Origin of the sequence: Pseudomonas palleroniana (assembly GCF_022836895.1) — a bacterium.
Taxonomy (GTDB): domain Bacteria; phylum Pseudomonadota; class Gammaproteobacteria; order Pseudomonadales; family Pseudomonadaceae; genus Aquipseudomonas; species Aquipseudomonas palleroniana.
The window spans coordinates 2,871,972-2,887,100 of sequence record NZ_CP092411.1; the positions used below are offsets into that span (position 1 = coordinate 2,871,972).

11 protein-coding genes are annotated in these 15,129 nt (G+C 59.5%); 7 read left to right on the forward strand and 4 right to left on the reverse strand.

Translation table 11 applies throughout. The annotated features are described in order from the left end of the window. The first annotated feature begins 62 nt into the window (after positions 1-62). The 6 genes from clpP to MJP36_RS13180 all read left to right on the forward strand — a co-directional run bounded on the left by clpP (position 63) and on the right by MJP36_RS13180 (position 8,240). The gene (gene clpP / locus MJP36_RS13155; RefSeq protein WP_016974096.1) at positions 63-698 is read left to right on the forward strand and encodes an ATP-dependent Clp endopeptidase proteolytic subunit ClpP; all 636 of its coding nucleotides are present in this window, start codon (positions 63-65) and stop codon (positions 696-698) included. Between the two features lie 112 nt (positions 699-810). Beyond that, positions 811-2,094, forward strand: coding sequence for an ATP-dependent Clp protease ATP-binding subunit ClpX (gene clpX, locus MJP36_RS13160; RefSeq protein ID WP_003238279.1), 1,284 nt, complete (start codon positions 811-813; stop codon positions 2,092-2,094). 200 nt (positions 2,095-2,294) lie between these two features. Then, the gene (gene lon, locus MJP36_RS13165; RefSeq protein WP_060756761.1) at positions 2,295-4,691 is read left to right on the forward strand and encodes an endopeptidase La; all 2,397 of its coding nucleotides are present in this window, start codon (positions 2,295-2,297) and stop codon (positions 4,689-4,691) included. A gap of 148 nt (positions 4,692-4,839) precedes the next feature. After that, positions 4,840-5,112 carry an HU family DNA-binding protein gene (locus MJP36_RS13170; RefSeq protein WP_060756760.1) on the forward strand — a complete coding sequence of 91 codons (273 nt, stop codon included), beginning with the start codon at positions 4,840-4,842 and terminating at the stop codon, positions 5,110-5,112. A gap of 232 nt (positions 5,113-5,344) precedes the next feature. Further along, positions 5,345-7,219 carry a SurA N-terminal domain-containing protein gene (locus MJP36_RS13175; protein WP_244385512.1) on the forward strand — a complete coding sequence of 625 codons (1,875 nt, stop codon included), beginning with the start codon at positions 5,345-5,347 and terminating at the stop codon, positions 7,217-7,219. Between the two features lie 157 nt (positions 7,220-7,376). Further along, positions 7,377-8,240 (forward strand): DUF2242 domain-containing protein, encoded by an 864-nt coding sequence (locus MJP36_RS13180; protein ID WP_244385513.1) that lies wholly within the window; start codon positions 7,377-7,379, stop codon positions 8,238-8,240. Between the two features lies 1 nt (position 8,241). On the opposite strand, the gene aceE is transcribed toward MJP36_RS13180, so the two are convergent. Next, entirely contained in the window at positions 8,242-10,902 is a 2,661-nt protein-coding gene (aceE, locus tag MJP36_RS13185; protein ID WP_244385514.1) for a pyruvate dehydrogenase (acetyl-transferring), homodimeric type, read from the reverse strand. 145 nt (positions 10,903-11,047) lie between these two features. Here aceE and MJP36_RS13190 point away from each other — a divergent pair, with 145 nt between their 5' ends. Beyond that, complete coding sequence (locus MJP36_RS13190) at positions 11,048-11,518, forward strand: MarR family winged helix-turn-helix transcriptional regulator (protein WP_090370091.1); 471 nt, start codon at positions 11,048-11,050, stop codon at positions 11,516-11,518. A 49-nt stretch (positions 11,519-11,567) separates the two neighbouring features. On the opposite strand, the gene MJP36_RS13195 is transcribed toward MJP36_RS13190, so the two are convergent. From MJP36_RS13195 to MJP36_RS13205, 3 genes are all read right to left on the reverse strand, one after another. Continuing rightward, positions 11,568-12,572 (reverse strand): transketolase-like TK C-terminal-containing protein, encoded by a 1,005-nt coding sequence (locus MJP36_RS13195; protein WP_244385515.1) that lies wholly within the window; start codon positions 12,570-12,572, stop codon positions 11,568-11,570. 333 nt (positions 12,573-12,905) lie between these two features. Next, on the reverse strand, positions 12,906-13,934 hold the full coding sequence (locus MJP36_RS13200; RefSeq protein WP_104994197.1) for an AraC family transcriptional regulator: 1,029 nt from the start codon (positions 13,932-13,934) through the stop codon (positions 12,906-12,908). Positions 13,935-13,937: 3 nt separating this feature from the next. Beyond that, the gene (locus MJP36_RS13205; protein ID WP_161549199.1) at positions 13,938-15,068 is read right to left on the reverse strand and encodes a carbon-nitrogen hydrolase family protein; all 1,131 of its coding nucleotides are present in this window, start codon (positions 15,066-15,068) and stop codon (positions 13,938-13,940) included. Positions 15,069-15,129: the final 61 nt, after the last annotated feature.

A 15,129-nucleotide genomic window follows, 5' to 3' on the forward strand; every position in this document is an offset into this window, starting at 1 on the left:
AGCCAGCCTCGCGCTGGCTTATGCGTTTTCAAGACATGACTATTTGGGAGTAACTGCAGAGCATGTTCCGTAATTCCTATATTCAGCAGAACTCTGATATCCAGGCCGCCGGCGGCCTGGTCCCGATGGTTGTCGAGCAATCTGCTCGTGGCGAACGCGCCTACGACATCTACTCGCGCCTGCTCAAGGAGCGAGTGATCTTTCTGGTTGGTCCGGTAGAGGACTACATGGCCAACCTGATCTGTGCGCAACTGCTGTTCCTTGAAGCGGAAAACCCGGACAAGGACATCCATCTCTACATCAACTCTCCAGGCGGTTCGGTGACGGCGGGCATGTCGATCTACGACACCATGCAGTTCATCAAGCCGAACGTGTCGACCACTTGCATCGGCCAGGCCTGCAGCATGGGCGCGTTCCTGCTGACTGCCGGTGCCGAGGGCAAGCGTTTCTGCCTGCCTAACTCGCGTGTGATGATTCACCAGCCACTGGGCGGCTTCCAGGGCCAGGCGTCGGATATCGAAATCCACGCCAAGGAAATCCTGTTTATTCGTGAGCGTCTGAACACGCTGATGGCCAAGCACAGCGGGCGCACCCTCGAAGAAATCGAGCGTGACACCAACCGCGACAATTTCATGAGTGCCGAAGCCGCGCGTGAATACGGGCTGATCGACGCAGTGATCGACAAGCGCCCTGCTTAATATAAGCCGCTCAAAATAGGGCTGGTCGGCATGTCCGACCACCGGCGGGCTTGAAAAAGCCCGCATAAGCCTTCATCTTGTGTTGCAAGCCTATCGGATTTGGATCGAACGAATGACTGACACCCGCAACGGCGAGGACAACGGCAAGCTGCTCTATTGCTCCTTCTGCGGCAAAAGCCAGCATGAAGTACGCAAGTTGATTGCCGGCCCCTCGGTGTTTATCTGCGACGAGTGCGTCGACCTGTGCAATGACATCATCCGCGAGGAGGTGCAGGAAGCCCAGGCCGAGAGCAGCGCGCATAAATTGCCTTCGCCTAAAGAAATCAGCGGCATCCTTGACCAGTATGTAATCGGTCAAGAGCGTGCAAAGAAGGTTCTGGCCGTAGCGGTGTACAACCACTACAAGCGCTTGAACCAGCGTGACAAGAAGGGCGACGAAGTCGAACTCGGCAAGAGCAACATCTTGCTGATCGGCCCGACAGGCTCGGGTAAAACCCTGCTTGCCGAAACCCTCGCTCGCCTGTTGAACGTTCCGTTCACCATCGCCGACGCCACCACCCTCACCGAGGCTGGCTACGTGGGCGAAGACGTCGAGAACATCATTCAAAAGCTGCTGCAGAAGTGCGACTACGACGTAGAGAAAGCCCAGATGGGTATTGTCTACATCGACGAAATCGACAAGATTTCGCGCAAGTCGGACAACCCGTCCATCACCCGGGATGTTTCCGGTGAAGGCGTGCAGCAGGCCCTGTTGAAACTGATTGAAGGCACGGTGGCTTCCGTTCCGCCTCAAGGTGGTCGCAAGCACCCGCAGCAGGAATTCCTTCAGGTCGATACGCGCAACATCCTGTTCATCTGTGGTGGTGCGTTCTCCGGTCTCGAAAAGGTCATCCAGCAGCGCTCCACTCGTGGTGGCATCGGTTTCAGTGCGGAAGTGCGCAGCAAGGAAGAAGGCAAGAAGGTGGGCGAGTCCCTGCGTGAAGTCGAGCCTGACGATTTGGTCAAGTTCGGTCTGATCCCGGAATTCGTCGGCCGTCTGCCGGTCCTGGCCACGTTGGACGAGTTGGATGAGGCGGCTCTGATTCAGATCCTCACCGAGCCGAAAAACGCCCTGACCAAGCAATACGCCAAGCTGTTCGAGATGGAAGGTGTGGACCTCGAGTTCCGTACCGACGCGCTCAAATCAGTGGCCAAGCGGGCATTGGAGCGCAAGACCGGTGCACGTGGTCTGCGTTCGATCCTCGAAGGCGTGTTGCTCGACACCATGTACGAGATCCCCTCGCAGTCCGAGGTGAGTAAAGTGGTGATCGACGAAAGCGTTATCGAAGGCAAGTCCAAGCCACTGTATATCTACGAAAACAGTGAGCCGACTGCCAAGGCTGCGCCGGACGCGTAAGCGTTTTGCAGCTGCAGTACCAGCAAGGGGCCTTTCGGGGCCCCTTTGTTTTTGGTGTGCCTTTTGGGGTGGTTTTTCAGGGCGGCTTTTAAATTCATAGGTATTCATGCGTTTAACTGCTGGCATTGAGCTTGTTTTTTTTGCATGCAGCCCCCATCTTGGCTCCAAGCTTATTTTTCAACTGTCATAGAGGCGAAATCATGAAGACAACCAGCGAATTGCCTCTCCTGCCGTTGCGTGATGTCGTCGTCTATCCGCACATGGTTATCCCGCTGTTCGTGGGGCGCGAGAAGTCTATCGAAGCCCTCGAGGCTGCGATGACGGGCGACAAGCAGATCCTGCTGTTGGCCCAGAAGAATCCTGCTGATGATGATCCGGGCGAAGAAGCCCTGTATCGCGTCGGCACCATTGCCACCGTGCTGCAACTGCTCAAGCTGCCTGATGGCACCGTCAAGGTGCTGGTCGAAGGCGAGCAGCGTGGCGCGGTCGAGCGTTTCATGGAGGTGGATGGTCACCTGCGTGCCGAAGTCGCGTTGATCGACGAAGTCGAAGCCCCTGAGCGCGAATCCGAAGTGTTTGTACGCAGCCTGCTCTCGCAGTTCGAGCAGTATGTGCAGTTGGGCAAGAAAGTCCCGGCTGAAGTCCTGTCGTCCCTCAACAGCATTGATGAGCCAAGCCGCCTGGTCGATACCATGGCTGCGCACATGGCGCTGAAGATCGAGCAGAAGCAGGACATTCTCGAAATCATCGACCTGGCCGCCCGCGTTGAACATGTGCTGGCATTGCTGGATGGCGAAATCGACCTGTTGCAGGTTGAGAAGCGCATCCGTGGTCGCGTGAAGAAGCAAATGGAGCGCAGCCAGCGCGAGTACTACCTGAATGAGCAGATGAAGGCCATTCAGAAGGAGCTTGGCGACAGCGAGGAAGGCCACAACGAAATCGAGGAGCTGAAAAAGCGTATCGATGCCGCCGGCCTGCCGAAAGACGCCCTGGCCAAAGCCACCGCCGAGCTGAACAAGCTCAAGCAAATGTCTCCGATGTCGGCCGAAGCCACCGTGGTTCGCTCCTACATCGACTGGCTGGTGCAGGTGCCGTGGAAGGCCCAGACCAAGGTGCGCCTGGACCTGGCTCGTGCAGAAGATATCCTCGACGCCGATCACTATGGCCTCGAAGAAGTCAAAGAACGCATTCTCGAATACCTCGCCGTGCAAAAGCGCGTGAAGAAGATTCGTGGTCCGGTGTTGTGCCTGGTCGGCCCTCCAGGTGTGGGTAAAACCTCGCTGGCCGAATCCATCGCCAACGCCACCAACCGCAAATTCGTGCGCATGGCCCTGGGTGGTGTGCGTGATGAGGCGGAAATCCGTGGTCATCGCCGAACTTATATCGGTTCGATGCCAGGAAGATTGATTCAAAAGATGACAAAGGTCGGTGTGCGCAACCCGCTGTTCCTGCTCGATGAAATCGACAAGATGGGCAGCGATATGCGTGGCGATCCGGCATCGGCTTTGCTCGAAGTGCTCGACCCGGAGCAGAACCATAATTTCAATGACCATTACCTGGAGGTCGATTACGACCTGTCCGACGTGATGTTCCTGTGCACCTCCAACTCCATGAACATTCCGCCAGCCTTGCTGGACCGGATGGAGGTGATTCGTCTGCCGGGTTACACCGAAGACGAGAAGATCAACATCGCCGTCAAGTACCTCGCGCCCAAGCAGATTTCGGCCAATGGCCTGAAAAAGGGCGAGATCGAATTTGAGGTCGAGACGATCCGCGACATCGTGCGCTATTACACCCGCGAGGCCGGTGTGCGGGGGCTTGAACGCCAGATCGCGAAGATCTGCCGCAAGGCCGTGAAGGAGCATGCGCTGGAAAAACGCTTCTGCGTCAAGGTCACTGCAGACTCCCTGGAGCACTTCCTGGGCGTGCGCAAATTCCGTTATGGCCTGGCTGAGCAGCAGGACCAGGTAGGGCAGGTGACTGGCCTGGCATGGACCCAGGTGGGCGGCGAATTGCTGACCATTGAAGCGGCGGTGATCCCTGGCAAGGGCCAGTTGATCAAGACCGGCTCGCTGGGTGATGTGATGGTTGAATCCATCACTGCCGCGCAAACCGTGGTGCGCAGCCGCGCCAAGAGCCTGGGCATCCCCCTGGACTTCCACGAGAAGCACGACACGCACATCCACATGCCGGAAGGGGCGACTCCGAAGGATGGCCCTAGCGCCGGCGTAGGCATGTGCACGGCCCTGGTGTCGGCATTGACCGGCATTCCGGTGCGAGCGGATGTGGCCATGACCGGGGAAATTACCCTGCGTGGTCAGGTACTGGCTATCGGTGGTCTGAAAGAGAAATTGCTGGCCGCGCACCGGGGTGGAATCAAGACGGTGATCATTCCTGAAGAGAATGTCCGCGACTTGAAGGAAATTCCTGACAATATCAAGCAAGATCTTCAGATTAAACCCGTTAAATGGATTGACGAGGTCCTGCAAATTGCGCTGCAATACGCGCCGGAGCCCTTGCCGGATGTGGCTCCGGAGATTGTCGCGAAGGATGAAAAACGCGAGTCTGATTCCAAGGAAAGAATTAGCACGCATTAATGCGTTTAAGCCTGGGGGCTTCCTTGACAGATTTTTAGAGCCCTTGTTATAAAGCGGCTCTTAAGTGTCTGTAGGCCATTCAGCACTGGTTTTTGCTTTCACCAAAAAACTTAGAATCATACTCAATAGATATATAAGGGGACTTAGAGTGAACAAGTCGGAACTGATTGATGCTGTTGCCGCATCCGCTGATATCCCGAAAGCTGCTGCTGGCCGTGCGCTGGACGCAGTTATCGAATCCGTCACTGGCGCTCTGAAGGCTGGCGACTCCGTGGTGCTGGTAGGCTTTGGTACTTTCTCTGTGACTGACCGCCCAGCTCGCGTTGGCCGCAACCCACAGACTGGCAAAGCACTGCAAATCGCTGCTGCCAAGAAACCAGGTTTCAAAGCCGGTAAAGCCCTGAAAGAAGCCGTTAACTAAGCCTCGTTCAAGCCTTACCTATCCGGGTCAGACGCAGGTCTGGCCTGGCAGCGGAGCGGCACAGCCGACCCAGGTATCCATCGGGTCGCAACGCCGGGGGTGTGGGTTCAAACCCCCGTCCGCTCCGCCAGTTACGAGAAGGCGCATCCTCGGATGCGCCTTTCTTCTATCCGGACTCTACCCACGCTCCACGGTTGCCTAATTTTGAAGTTCAACCGTTTCTGGGGGACGCATGCTGCAGAATATCAGGGACAATTCACAAGGCTGGATTGCCAAGACCATTATCGGGATCATCGTCGCATTGATGGCGTTCACCGGTATCGAAGCCATTTTCCAGGCTTCGACCAACAACAAGCAGGACGTGGCCAAGGTCAACGGTGAAGAAATCACCCAGACCGAATTGAGCCAGGCCGTCGATATGCAACGTCGCCAGCTGATGCAACAGCTGGGCAAGGATTTCGATGCTTCCCTGCTGGACGAGAAATTGCTGCGCGATGCGGCCCTCAAAGGGCTGATCGACCGCAAGCTGTTGCTGCAAGGCGCTGCGAATTCCAAGTTCGGCTTCTCCGAAGCAGCCTTGGACCAAGTCATCCTGCAGACGCCGGAATTCCAGGTGGACGGCAAGTTCAACCCCGAACGCTTTGACCAGGTGATCCGTCAGCTGGGCTACAGCCGTATGCAGTTCCGTCAGATGCTGACCCAGGAAATGCTCATCGGCCAGGTTCGCGCAGGTATTGCCGGCAGCGGTTTCGTGACCGACGCCGAAGTGCTCACATTCGCCCGTCTGGAAAAACAGACCCGCGATTTCGCCACCGTGAATGTCAAGGCCGACCCTGCGGCGGTGAAACTCACCGACGACGAGGTCAAGGCTTACTACGACCAGCACGCCAAAGAGTTCATGACCCCGGACCAGGTGGTCATCGACTACCTGGAACTGAAGAAGTCATCCTTCTTCGACCAGGTCACCGTCAAGGACGATGAACTGCAGGCTGCCTATCAGAAAGAAACCGCCAACCTCGCTGAACAGCGTCGCGCCGCGCACATTCTGATTGAAGTCAATGACAAGACCACCGACGCGCAAGCCAAGGCCAAGCTCGAGGAAATCCAGGCGCGCCTGGCCAAGGGCGAGAAGTTCGAAGCCCTGGCCAAGGAGTTCTCCCAGGACCCGGGTTCGGCCAACAATGGCGGTGACCTCGGTTTCGCCGGCCCTGGCGTCTATGACCCGGCTTTTGAAACTGCCCTGTATGCCTTGAACAAGGACCAGGTGTCGGCCCCGGTGCGCACCACCTTCGGTTGGCACCTGATCAAGTTGTTGGGCGTTGAAGCACCGCAGGTGCCATCGTTTGCCAGCCTGAAAGACAAGCTGACCCGCGAGCTCAAGACCCAACAGGTTGAACAGCGTTTTGTCGAAGCCACCAAGCAATTGGAAGACGCGGCTTTCGAAGCCTCCGACCTGGCTCAGCCGGCGTCCGACCTGAAGCTGACCGTGCACACCTCCGCGCCATTTGGCCGTGAGGGTGGTGAAGGTATCGCGGCCAACCGTGCCGTGGTCACCGCTGCGTTCAGCCCGGAAGTGCTGGATGAGGGTGCCAACAGCACCGCCATCGAGCTGGACCCGGAAACCGTCATCGTGCTGCGTGCCAAAGAGCACCTCAAGCCGGCGCAATTGCCGCTGGAGCGTGTTGCTGCGGCGATTCGCACCCAGATGACCAAGGAGCGCGCCAGCGCGGCGGCCAAGGCTCACGCTGACGAAGTGATCGCCAGCCTGCGCGACGGCAAGACCCCGTTGGACCAACCGGTCGACGGCCAGGCCTGGAAAGTCACCGAAGCGGCGACCCGTAACGCCGAGGCTGTTGATCCAGCAGTGCTGCAAGCCCTGTTCCGTATGCCCAAGCCTGCGAGCAAGGACAAGCCGACGTTCACTACCGTGACCCTGGCTGATGGCAGCCTGGTGATCGTGCGCCTGAACGGCGTCAACGAAGCGGCAGCCCCGTCGGACGAAGAAAAGGCGCAATACCGTCGATTCCTCGCTTCGCGCATCGGCCAGCAAGACTTTGCGGCGTACCGTAAGCAGTTGGAAACCCAGGCTGACATCAAGAAGTTCTGATGACGGTTTGAATGAAAAGCCCCCGGCCTGAAAAGACCGGGGGTTTTTTTATGGTGCTTGATCTGTAGATCTGTGACGTTTTACCGACAGGAATATGCGCGCCAAGGTCTCGTTCTGTTGCACAATACCGCCCTGACTGTTTTTCTCAGGATTTTCGATGTCGACATCATTTCACGTGCGTAGCCTCGGGTTGGCGCTTGTGTTGGCGGGCGCCGCGGGCTGCTCGTCGCCCAAGACCGCTATTTATGAACATGAGAACTTCGACGATTCCGGTACGTTTTCCCGTGATTATCCGGTCAGTGCCACGGCGTCCTGCGAGGCGGCGCGGCGGGCGCTGCTGAGCCAGGGCTACATCATCACCAGCAGCGATCCCAAACTGGTGGTGGGCAACAAGAGCTTCCAGCAAACCGGCGAAACCCACATGCAGATCAGCTTCAATGTGGTGTGTGCCAATGATGGCAAGGGCAACAATCACTCGACGATGTTCGCCAACGCCTTGCAGGACCGGTATGCGCTGAAGAAGGTCAACAACTCCGCGAGCCTGGGTGTAGGTGTGCTGGGCTCGGTGTCGATGCCGATCGGCTCCACCGATGACTCGATGGTGAAGGTGGCGAGTGAGACCGTATCGGCACCGAAGTTCTATGAGCGTTACTTTGCGCTGGTGGACGTGTTCCTGCCGCAGGAAGCGAAGCGGGCCGAGAGTAGCCCTGAGAAGCCGAAAGCCGAGCTGGGGGTGCCGGAGCCCAAGGCTGCACCGGCTACCGAGAAGGTCGAGCCACCGAAGGAGGCGCCGACCACCTCATCGCCGGCCGCTGCACCGGCAGCCGTTTCGCAGCCCGCTGTTTCGCAACCAGCCGGTTCTCAGCCTGCCAACTCGCAGCCTGCCAGCTCTCAGCCTGTCACGCCGCCTGTCGAGGCCGCGCCGATTGTGCCGCAAGCAGAGCCTGCACCGGCGCCTACTCGCCCGGACCTGCCGCCGCCGACAGAGGTGATTGCACCCCTGCCGACGCCTGGGCAGTAACTCAGACGGCCGCGGGGTTGGCCTTGTCGACGTTGATCCCGTAGCGGCTGATGGCTTCACTGACTTTTTCACGGCCGATGACACCGTCATCGGCCAGCGCCTTCAAGGCCGCCAGCGCGATGAAGTGCCGGTCCACTTCAAAGAATGCCCGCAGGGTTTCACGGGTATCCGATTGCCCGAAGCCGTCCGTTCCCAGCGCTACAAAGCGTCGGCCGGAGACGAAAGGGCGGATCTGATCGGCGAAGAGCTTCATATAGTCCGTTGCTACCACCAGCGGCCCCGTCTGCCGTTCCAGGCATTGCTCGACGTAGCTCACCCGCGGCTCGCTCTGCGGATGCAGCAGGTTCCAGCGCTCCACCTCATGGCCGTTACGGCGCAATTCAGTCAGGCTGGTTGCGCTCCACACATTGCTTGGCACGCCGAAGTCCTTTTCAAGCAGCTCAGCCGCGGCAATCACTTCGCGCAGGATTGAGCCACTGCCCATCAGTTGCACTTGGGCCTGGTCGCTGGCACTGAGTCGGTACATGCCCTTGAGAATGCCGTCTTCCACGCCTTCAGGCATGGCCGGGTGTGGGTAGTTTTCGTTGAGCAGGGTGATGTAGTAGTAAATATCCTCCTGTTGCACGTACATACGCCGCATGCCCTCGCGGATGATTACCGCCAACTCGTAGGCAAACGTCGGGTCGTAGGATACGCAGCATGGAATCACCGACGACAGGATGTGACTGTGCCCATCGTCATGCTGCAAGCCTTCGCCCATCAAGGTGGTGCGGCCGGCCGTGGCCCCCAGCAGGAAGCCACGCGCCCGCGCGTCGCCTGCCGCCCAGGCGAGGTCGCCGACGCGCTGGAAGCCGAACATCGAGTAGAAGATATAGAACGGCACTGTCATCAGGCCATGGTTGCTGTAGGACGTGCTGGCTGCAATCCAGGAAGAAATGGCGCCGGATTCATTCAGGCCCTCCTGCATGATCTGTCCGTCCTTGCTTTCTTTGTAGTAGCTCAGTTGCCCTGCGTCCTGTGGGGTATAGAGCTGGCCTACGGCAGAATGGATGCCGATCTGACGAAACAGGCTTTCCATGCCGAAGGTACGCGACTCGTCCGGCACGATCGGCACGATTAGTTTGCCCAGGTGTGGGTCCTTGAGCAGCGTGCCCAGGATGCGTACAAAGGCCATGGTGGTGGAGATCGCACGCTCGCCCGTGTCCTTGAGCTGGGTGGCGAAGGCCGACAGTTCGGGAATCTGCAACGGCTCGACCGCGCTGTTGCGCGCCGGTACGTAGCCGCCCAACGCTTGGCGGCGTGCGGCGAAGTAGCGGGCTTCTACGCTGTCGGCGGCGAGCTTCAGGTAGGGAATATCGGCGAGTTGATCGTCAGTGACGTCCAGGCCAAAGCGATCGCGGAAAGCTCGTACCGCATCCGCGCCCATCTTCTTCAATTGATGGTTAATGTTCTGGCCTTCACCCGCTTCACCCATGCCAAAGCCCTTGACGGTTTTCGCCAGGATCACCGTGGGCTGGCCCTTGTGACGCATGGCGGCGGCGTAGGCGTTATAGACCTTTTCCGGGTCATGCCCGCCCCGTGACAGCTTCCAGATTTCGTCGTCGGACATGTCCGCAACTAACGACAGCAACTCCGGGTATTTGCCAAAGAAATGTTCGCGCACATACGCGCCGTTCTGGGATTTGTAGTTTTGATATTCGCCGTCCACACATTCCATCATGCGCTGGCGCAGCAGGCCGCTCTGGTCTTTTTCCAGCAGTGCGTCCCAACCACTGCCCCAGATCACTTTGATCACGTTCCAACCGGCGGCACGGTACAGGCTTTCGAACTCCTGGATGACCTTGGCATTGCCGCGCACAGGGCCGTCCAGGCGTTGCAGGTTGCAATTGACCACGAAGATCAGGTTGTCGAGCTTCTCGCGCCCGGCCATGGAAAGGGCGGCCAAGGATTCCGGTTGGTCCATTTCGCCATCACCGAGGAAGGCCCACACCTTGCGTCCCTGGTGTTGCTTGAGGCCACGCAGTTCCAGGTAGCGCATAAAGCGCGCCTGGTAAGCCGCGGTGATCGGGCCGAGGCCCATGGACACGGTGGGGAACTGCCAGAAGTCGGGCATCAGCCGTGGGTGCGGGTAGGACGAGATACCCTCGCCACCGGCCTCGCGGCGGAAGTTGTCGAGTTGTGCTTCGCTGATGCGGCCTTCCAGGTAAGCCCGGCCATAGATGCCTGGGGCGGAGTGGCCCTGGATATACACCAGGTCGCCATCGACGCTGTCGGTACGGCCACGGAAAAAATGGTCAAACCCTACGTCGTACAGTACGGCAGCTGACGCATAGGTCGCGATATGCCCACCGACGCCTGAGTGTTTGCCCGCACGTAATACCATCGCCATCGCATTCCAGCGGATAAAAGCGTTGGTACGGCGTTCGATGTCCAGGTTGCCGGGGTAGGGCAACTGGCGGTCTACCGGGATGGTATTGACGTACGGCGTGGTGACCCGCCCGTGGAAGTCGCCATGGCGCGCCACGTCGAAATCCAGCAACTGATCGATCAGGTAGTGCGCGCGCGGGCGGCCTTCGGCGGACAATACCGATTCGATGGACTCCAGCCACTCGCGTGTCTCCAGGGGATCATCGTCGTGTCTGAGTGCGTGGTTCTGGGTCATGTGAGGCTCCAGGGTAGGCGGATTTCGTATGACGGGCTCTTTGTGGGAGTGCCGATAAGTGATTGCAATTGCAACTACATGGCGGAATCTAGCGCGGGATGGGCTACTATTGCAACCTTCTTGAAATTCCCGCGGATGGTGTTGCATGGCGTCGAAAGAGCCTGATGTATGGTTTCGTTTTGTCAGGGCCCACAGGACGGTCATCCGTGAAATCGAGCGTCGACTGGCAGAGGCGGGCCTGCCGCCATATGCCTGGTATGACGCGTTGTGGGGCCTGGAAAGCGGCCCCGACGGTACGCGCCGCATGCATGAATTGGCCGATGTGCTGGCCATCGAGCGCTATAACCTCACGCGCCTGGTTGACCGTCTGGAAAAGGACGGCCTGGTAGTGCGTTCCCGCTCAGACGGTGACGGTCGCGCGGCGTTTGCCTCAATCACCGATGCCGGCCGGGGGCTCCGTAAAAAGATGTGGAAGATCTACGAAAGCACAGTGGAAGAGCTGTTTCTGTCGCAGATTGAACCTGCTCAGCGTCAGGCGTTTGCGGACGCGCTGGAGCGCACGGCAGGGCTGGCGATGGAGGCTGGCGTGCAGGTTCGTGGTCGACGTAAACCCTGAGTTCAAATAGGGGGAGCCAGGCTCCCGCACATTTAGTTCGCCCTGCGCTTCATTGCAGTCGGTACCGATTCAACGCTTTTTCCACCTGGCGGACATCGACATGGCCTTCATCCGCCAGTGCTTTCAAGGCCGCCAGCACAATCCAATACCGGGTCGGCGCCGCCGCTTGCACTGACCCCGCGCCCAACGCGATGAACCGCGCGTCCACGTGCGCTGCCAATTGATCGACAATCGCCTGCGGGTAGCCGGTGACGGCAATCACCGGCGCAGTACTCCCAGCCAGGCAATCACGCAAATGGCAACTGCGCCTGGAGGCCGTGGGGTGCAGGCGATTCCAGCGAGCCGCCGCCGCTGCCTCCCGAGCCAGGCGTGTATAGCTGGGGCAGCTCCACAATTGCGCGCTGATATTCCAGTCTTGTTCCAGCAGGCGCTTGGCCTGCACGACCTCCGCCAGCGCCCGGCCGGCGCCGAGCAGCCGTACATCCGCAGATAGGTCGTGCTGGAGCGGGTACATGCCCTTGGATGCGGCTTCATGATTGTGCTCACTCAAGGGCGCTGCCAGTTCATGATCATGGAGGGCGAGGTAGTAAAACCCTGGCTTGCCGTCGACATACAGTGCACGCAACGCCGCCAATACAATCGCTTGGGTTTCCGCGCCCGAGGCGGGGTCATACGGCGTACAGCGCGGGTGAGTGGCCAGCCACAGGGGCAAGGAAGGCTGAGCGCCCTTGGGCCAGGGCGAGGGCAGGTTTTCAATGTCGTTACACAGGATGCCGCGCTGTTGAGTGATGTCCGACAGTGCACTCAACTGCGCCGACGAATGCGCGCTGTGCAGATACAGCAAGGGCCTCTCAGCGGTATTGCGTGCGAACCAGGTAGGCCAATGACTCACGCGCCGGGAGCGTGACTGGCCTCGAATCACCCAGGCCTGACGGCTGGCTTCAAGGGTATTGGCTATGCTGATCAGAGTGCCCAGAGGCGAACTGCCGGCAAGGGTGGCAGAGCTCAAGGCGTCGATACAGAACCGAGCGGCATGTGCGGTGGCGACGTTCATGGAGAGGAACACCTGGCAAGGAAGGCCATTACCCTAATAGAAAATCGCTTTTGATTGCAATTGCAATGATTGCAATAGTTGTTCGACGCGGGTGGGCTAAATCCCCGTAATGCTGCTACGTTTAATCCTTGAGTGCAGGAACGTCATGACGCAGACTTTTTTTCGTCATGACGGCACTTTAGGCTGGCTGTGCAGGTCATTAATCTGCAGCCACATTAAACCTAGCGAGGAGTGACCCATGGACGATTATCAGGAAGAACTGCTGGAGTACCAGGCGTTTGAATTGGACCCGCTGGATCCGGTGGATGACGCCACTGAGCTGTAACCCCGACTTCAGGCGGAATGCCGCTGACTGCGGCGAAATTCCCCTGGGGTCTGGTTGTTCCACCGCCTGAACGCCCGTTGAAACGCCTGGGCCGAGGCAAAACCGAGCAGATAGGCGATTTCGCCGAATGCCAGTTCGGTGTCGCGAATGTAGGTCATCGCCAAGTCGCGGCGAGTGTCGTTAAGAATCGCGCGAAACTGAGTGCCTTCTTCGGCCAGCTTGCGCCGCAGGGTCCAGGTGGGCAGCTTCAAGCGTGCCGCCACTTCTTCAAGGTCCGGTTCCCGGCCGCCATTGAGCATCGGCCCGAGCAAACGGGTGATGCGCTCGCGCAGGCTGCGGGTGCGGGTCAGTTGTTCCAACTCCCTTTCACACAACTGCAGCAACAGATGCCAGGTGCTGGGGCAGTGCTGTGGGTTACGCAGGGCCAGGGTTTGCTGGCCTAGGCGCAGTTGGTTGGCATCCGCGCCGAAGTGAACATCGCCTAGCGCCTGGTAGTGTTCGCTGTATTGCGGCGCTTCGAATTCGATGTCGATACGCTGCGCACGCACGGGCTGCTGGGCCAGGCCCGACAATTGGTGCAGCCAGCCGGCGATGATCGAGTCCACCACAAAACGGTTGTAAGCGTTGTAGGGGCTGATGGAATAAAACCGCAGCCAGGCGCCTTCAGCATCCTCATGAAAGCTCGACTGCCCGCGATAGTTGGAGCCGTACAAGGCTTCGAAGCGCGTCAATGTACGTGCCGCTTCGCGTACGTTGGGCGCCTGGGCGGCTGTGACACCTGCCAGCCCGGCCTGGCTCAAGCGGCTGAGCTGGCCCATGCGCAGGCCCAGGCTGGGGTCGCCGGTCAGTTGGATGGCCGCATGGCCCAGGCGCATATAACGCGGGATCGACAGGCGTGCTCCAGCCTCGGCAAGGCGTGCCGGGTCCAGGCCGTATTGCAGCAGCAAGGGTTGCGGGTCCATACCGTGGCTGTGGATGGCATCGGCCAGGGTGTGCACGAAGCCTACCGACAGATCCCCAAGGCGCACCGGCTTCACGGGTTACAGCCAGATATTCAACAGGCGTGCGCCACGGGCGTCGCTGTCGGCACTGACCTGCCCGTTGCTGTTCAGGAAGCTGTGCCCGGCGGTGCCCAGGTCCCAGAACTGCCCGCGCAGAAATACACTCATGCCTGCCGTGGCCTGGCTGATCGGCTGCTGGCTGATCAGGGTGAGCCGGCGCCAGGCTTCGCCTTCGCTGAGTTCTTCGGGCTTGAGGCTGATTTCAGGCGGCGTGGACACACTTTTGAAGCCGCGCCATGGCCGGTCCCAGGTGTCGCGACCGGTCACGAATGCCGGCACCGCAATCAGCTGTGCGCCTTGCTCATTGAGCTTGCGGTAGTTGTCCGGGTACCAGCTGTCGCTGCCGACCAGAACGCCGAGGCGCCCGGCCGGCGTGTCGACCACGCTGACAAGGTCTTCAGCGCCCGGTTGGATAAAGCCACGTTCGTCATAGATAGGATAGAGCTGGCGCTGCGGCTGGCCCAAGGGCAAACCGTCGGCGCCGAACACCAGGCTGGCGTTGTACAGCGCGCCATGGCCGATCTGCAGTTGCCCCTGGCTCACGTTCGGGTTGGGCAGGGTGATGGAGCCGGCCACCAGGGTGACGCCGAACTCTTTGGCCAGGCCGCCGAACAGTACCTGATAGTCGCGGGCCATCGATGCGGCTTTCATGCGCAGGTAGGCATCGTCCATGCGATTGTCGCCGGTGGCGCTGAGCCAGGCACGGGCAAACAGGAATGGGTTGCTGGCCGACAGCCAGTTCATCGCGTCCTTGAGGTGGATGGCCTGGTACAGCTCGTTTTTCTCGCCGCCCAGCATCAGCCAGGTGCCGATATGCTCCGGCAGCACCACGACGGTCTTGCTGTTGATCAGCCCCTGGTCCCGGGCCTTTTGCAGGTAGGCCGCGAGTTTCAGGTGCAGGCGTTCCAGGCTCTGGTAGTCGGCGGGAAACAGCTCCGGCTGGATGCCCAGCAAATTGCCACGGTCGGCCGGGATGCCTTCGTTGACGGCCAGGGTAATACGCAGGTCCGACAGGTAATGCGCCACAGGGCGCTCCTGGGTCCAGACCAGATACGCGGTGGCGGCGGCAACCAGGGCCAGGGTGAAGCTCAAAGCTAGAAGTTTACGCATGGGGCAACAGACAACAGACCGGGTGCAGGGTTCGCGACTAGGGTAGGGCCCATGGCGCGGC

What these genes read in the sequence shown, in the direction of transcription:
- clpP (WP_016974096.1), top strand. Translation starts at nt 63, where the DNA reads ATGTTCCGTAATTCCTATATTCAGCAGAACTCTGATATCCAGGCCGCC.
- clpX (WP_003238279.1), top strand. Translation starts at nt 811, where the DNA reads ATGACTGACACCCGCAACGGCGAGGACAACGGCAAGCTGCTCTATTGC.
- lon (WP_060756761.1), top strand. Translation starts at nt 2,295, where the DNA reads ATGAAGACAACCAGCGAATTGCCTCTCCTGCCGTTGCGTGATGTCGTC.
- MJP36_RS13175 (WP_244385512.1), top strand. Translation starts at nt 5,345, where the DNA reads ATGCTGCAGAATATCAGGGACAATTCACAAGGCTGGATTGCCAAGACC.
- MJP36_RS13180 (WP_244385513.1), top strand. Translation starts at nt 7,377, where the DNA reads ATGTCGACATCATTTCACGTGCGTAGCCTCGGGTTGGCGCTTGTGTTG.
- aceE (WP_244385514.1), bottom strand. Translation starts at nt 10,902, where the DNA reads ATGACCCAGAACCACGCACTCAGACACGACGATGATCCCCTGGAGACA.
- MJP36_RS13190 (WP_090370091.1), top strand. Translation starts at nt 11,048, where the DNA reads ATGGCGTCGAAAGAGCCTGATGTATGGTTTCGTTTTGTCAGGGCCCAC.
- MJP36_RS13195 (WP_244385515.1), bottom strand. Translation starts at nt 12,572, where the DNA reads ATGAACGTCGCCACCGCACATGCCGCTCGGTTCTGTATCGACGCCTTG.
- MJP36_RS13205 (WP_161549199.1), bottom strand. Translation starts at nt 15,068, where the DNA reads ATGCGTAAACTTCTAGCTTTGAGCTTCACCCTGGCCCTGGTTGCCGCC.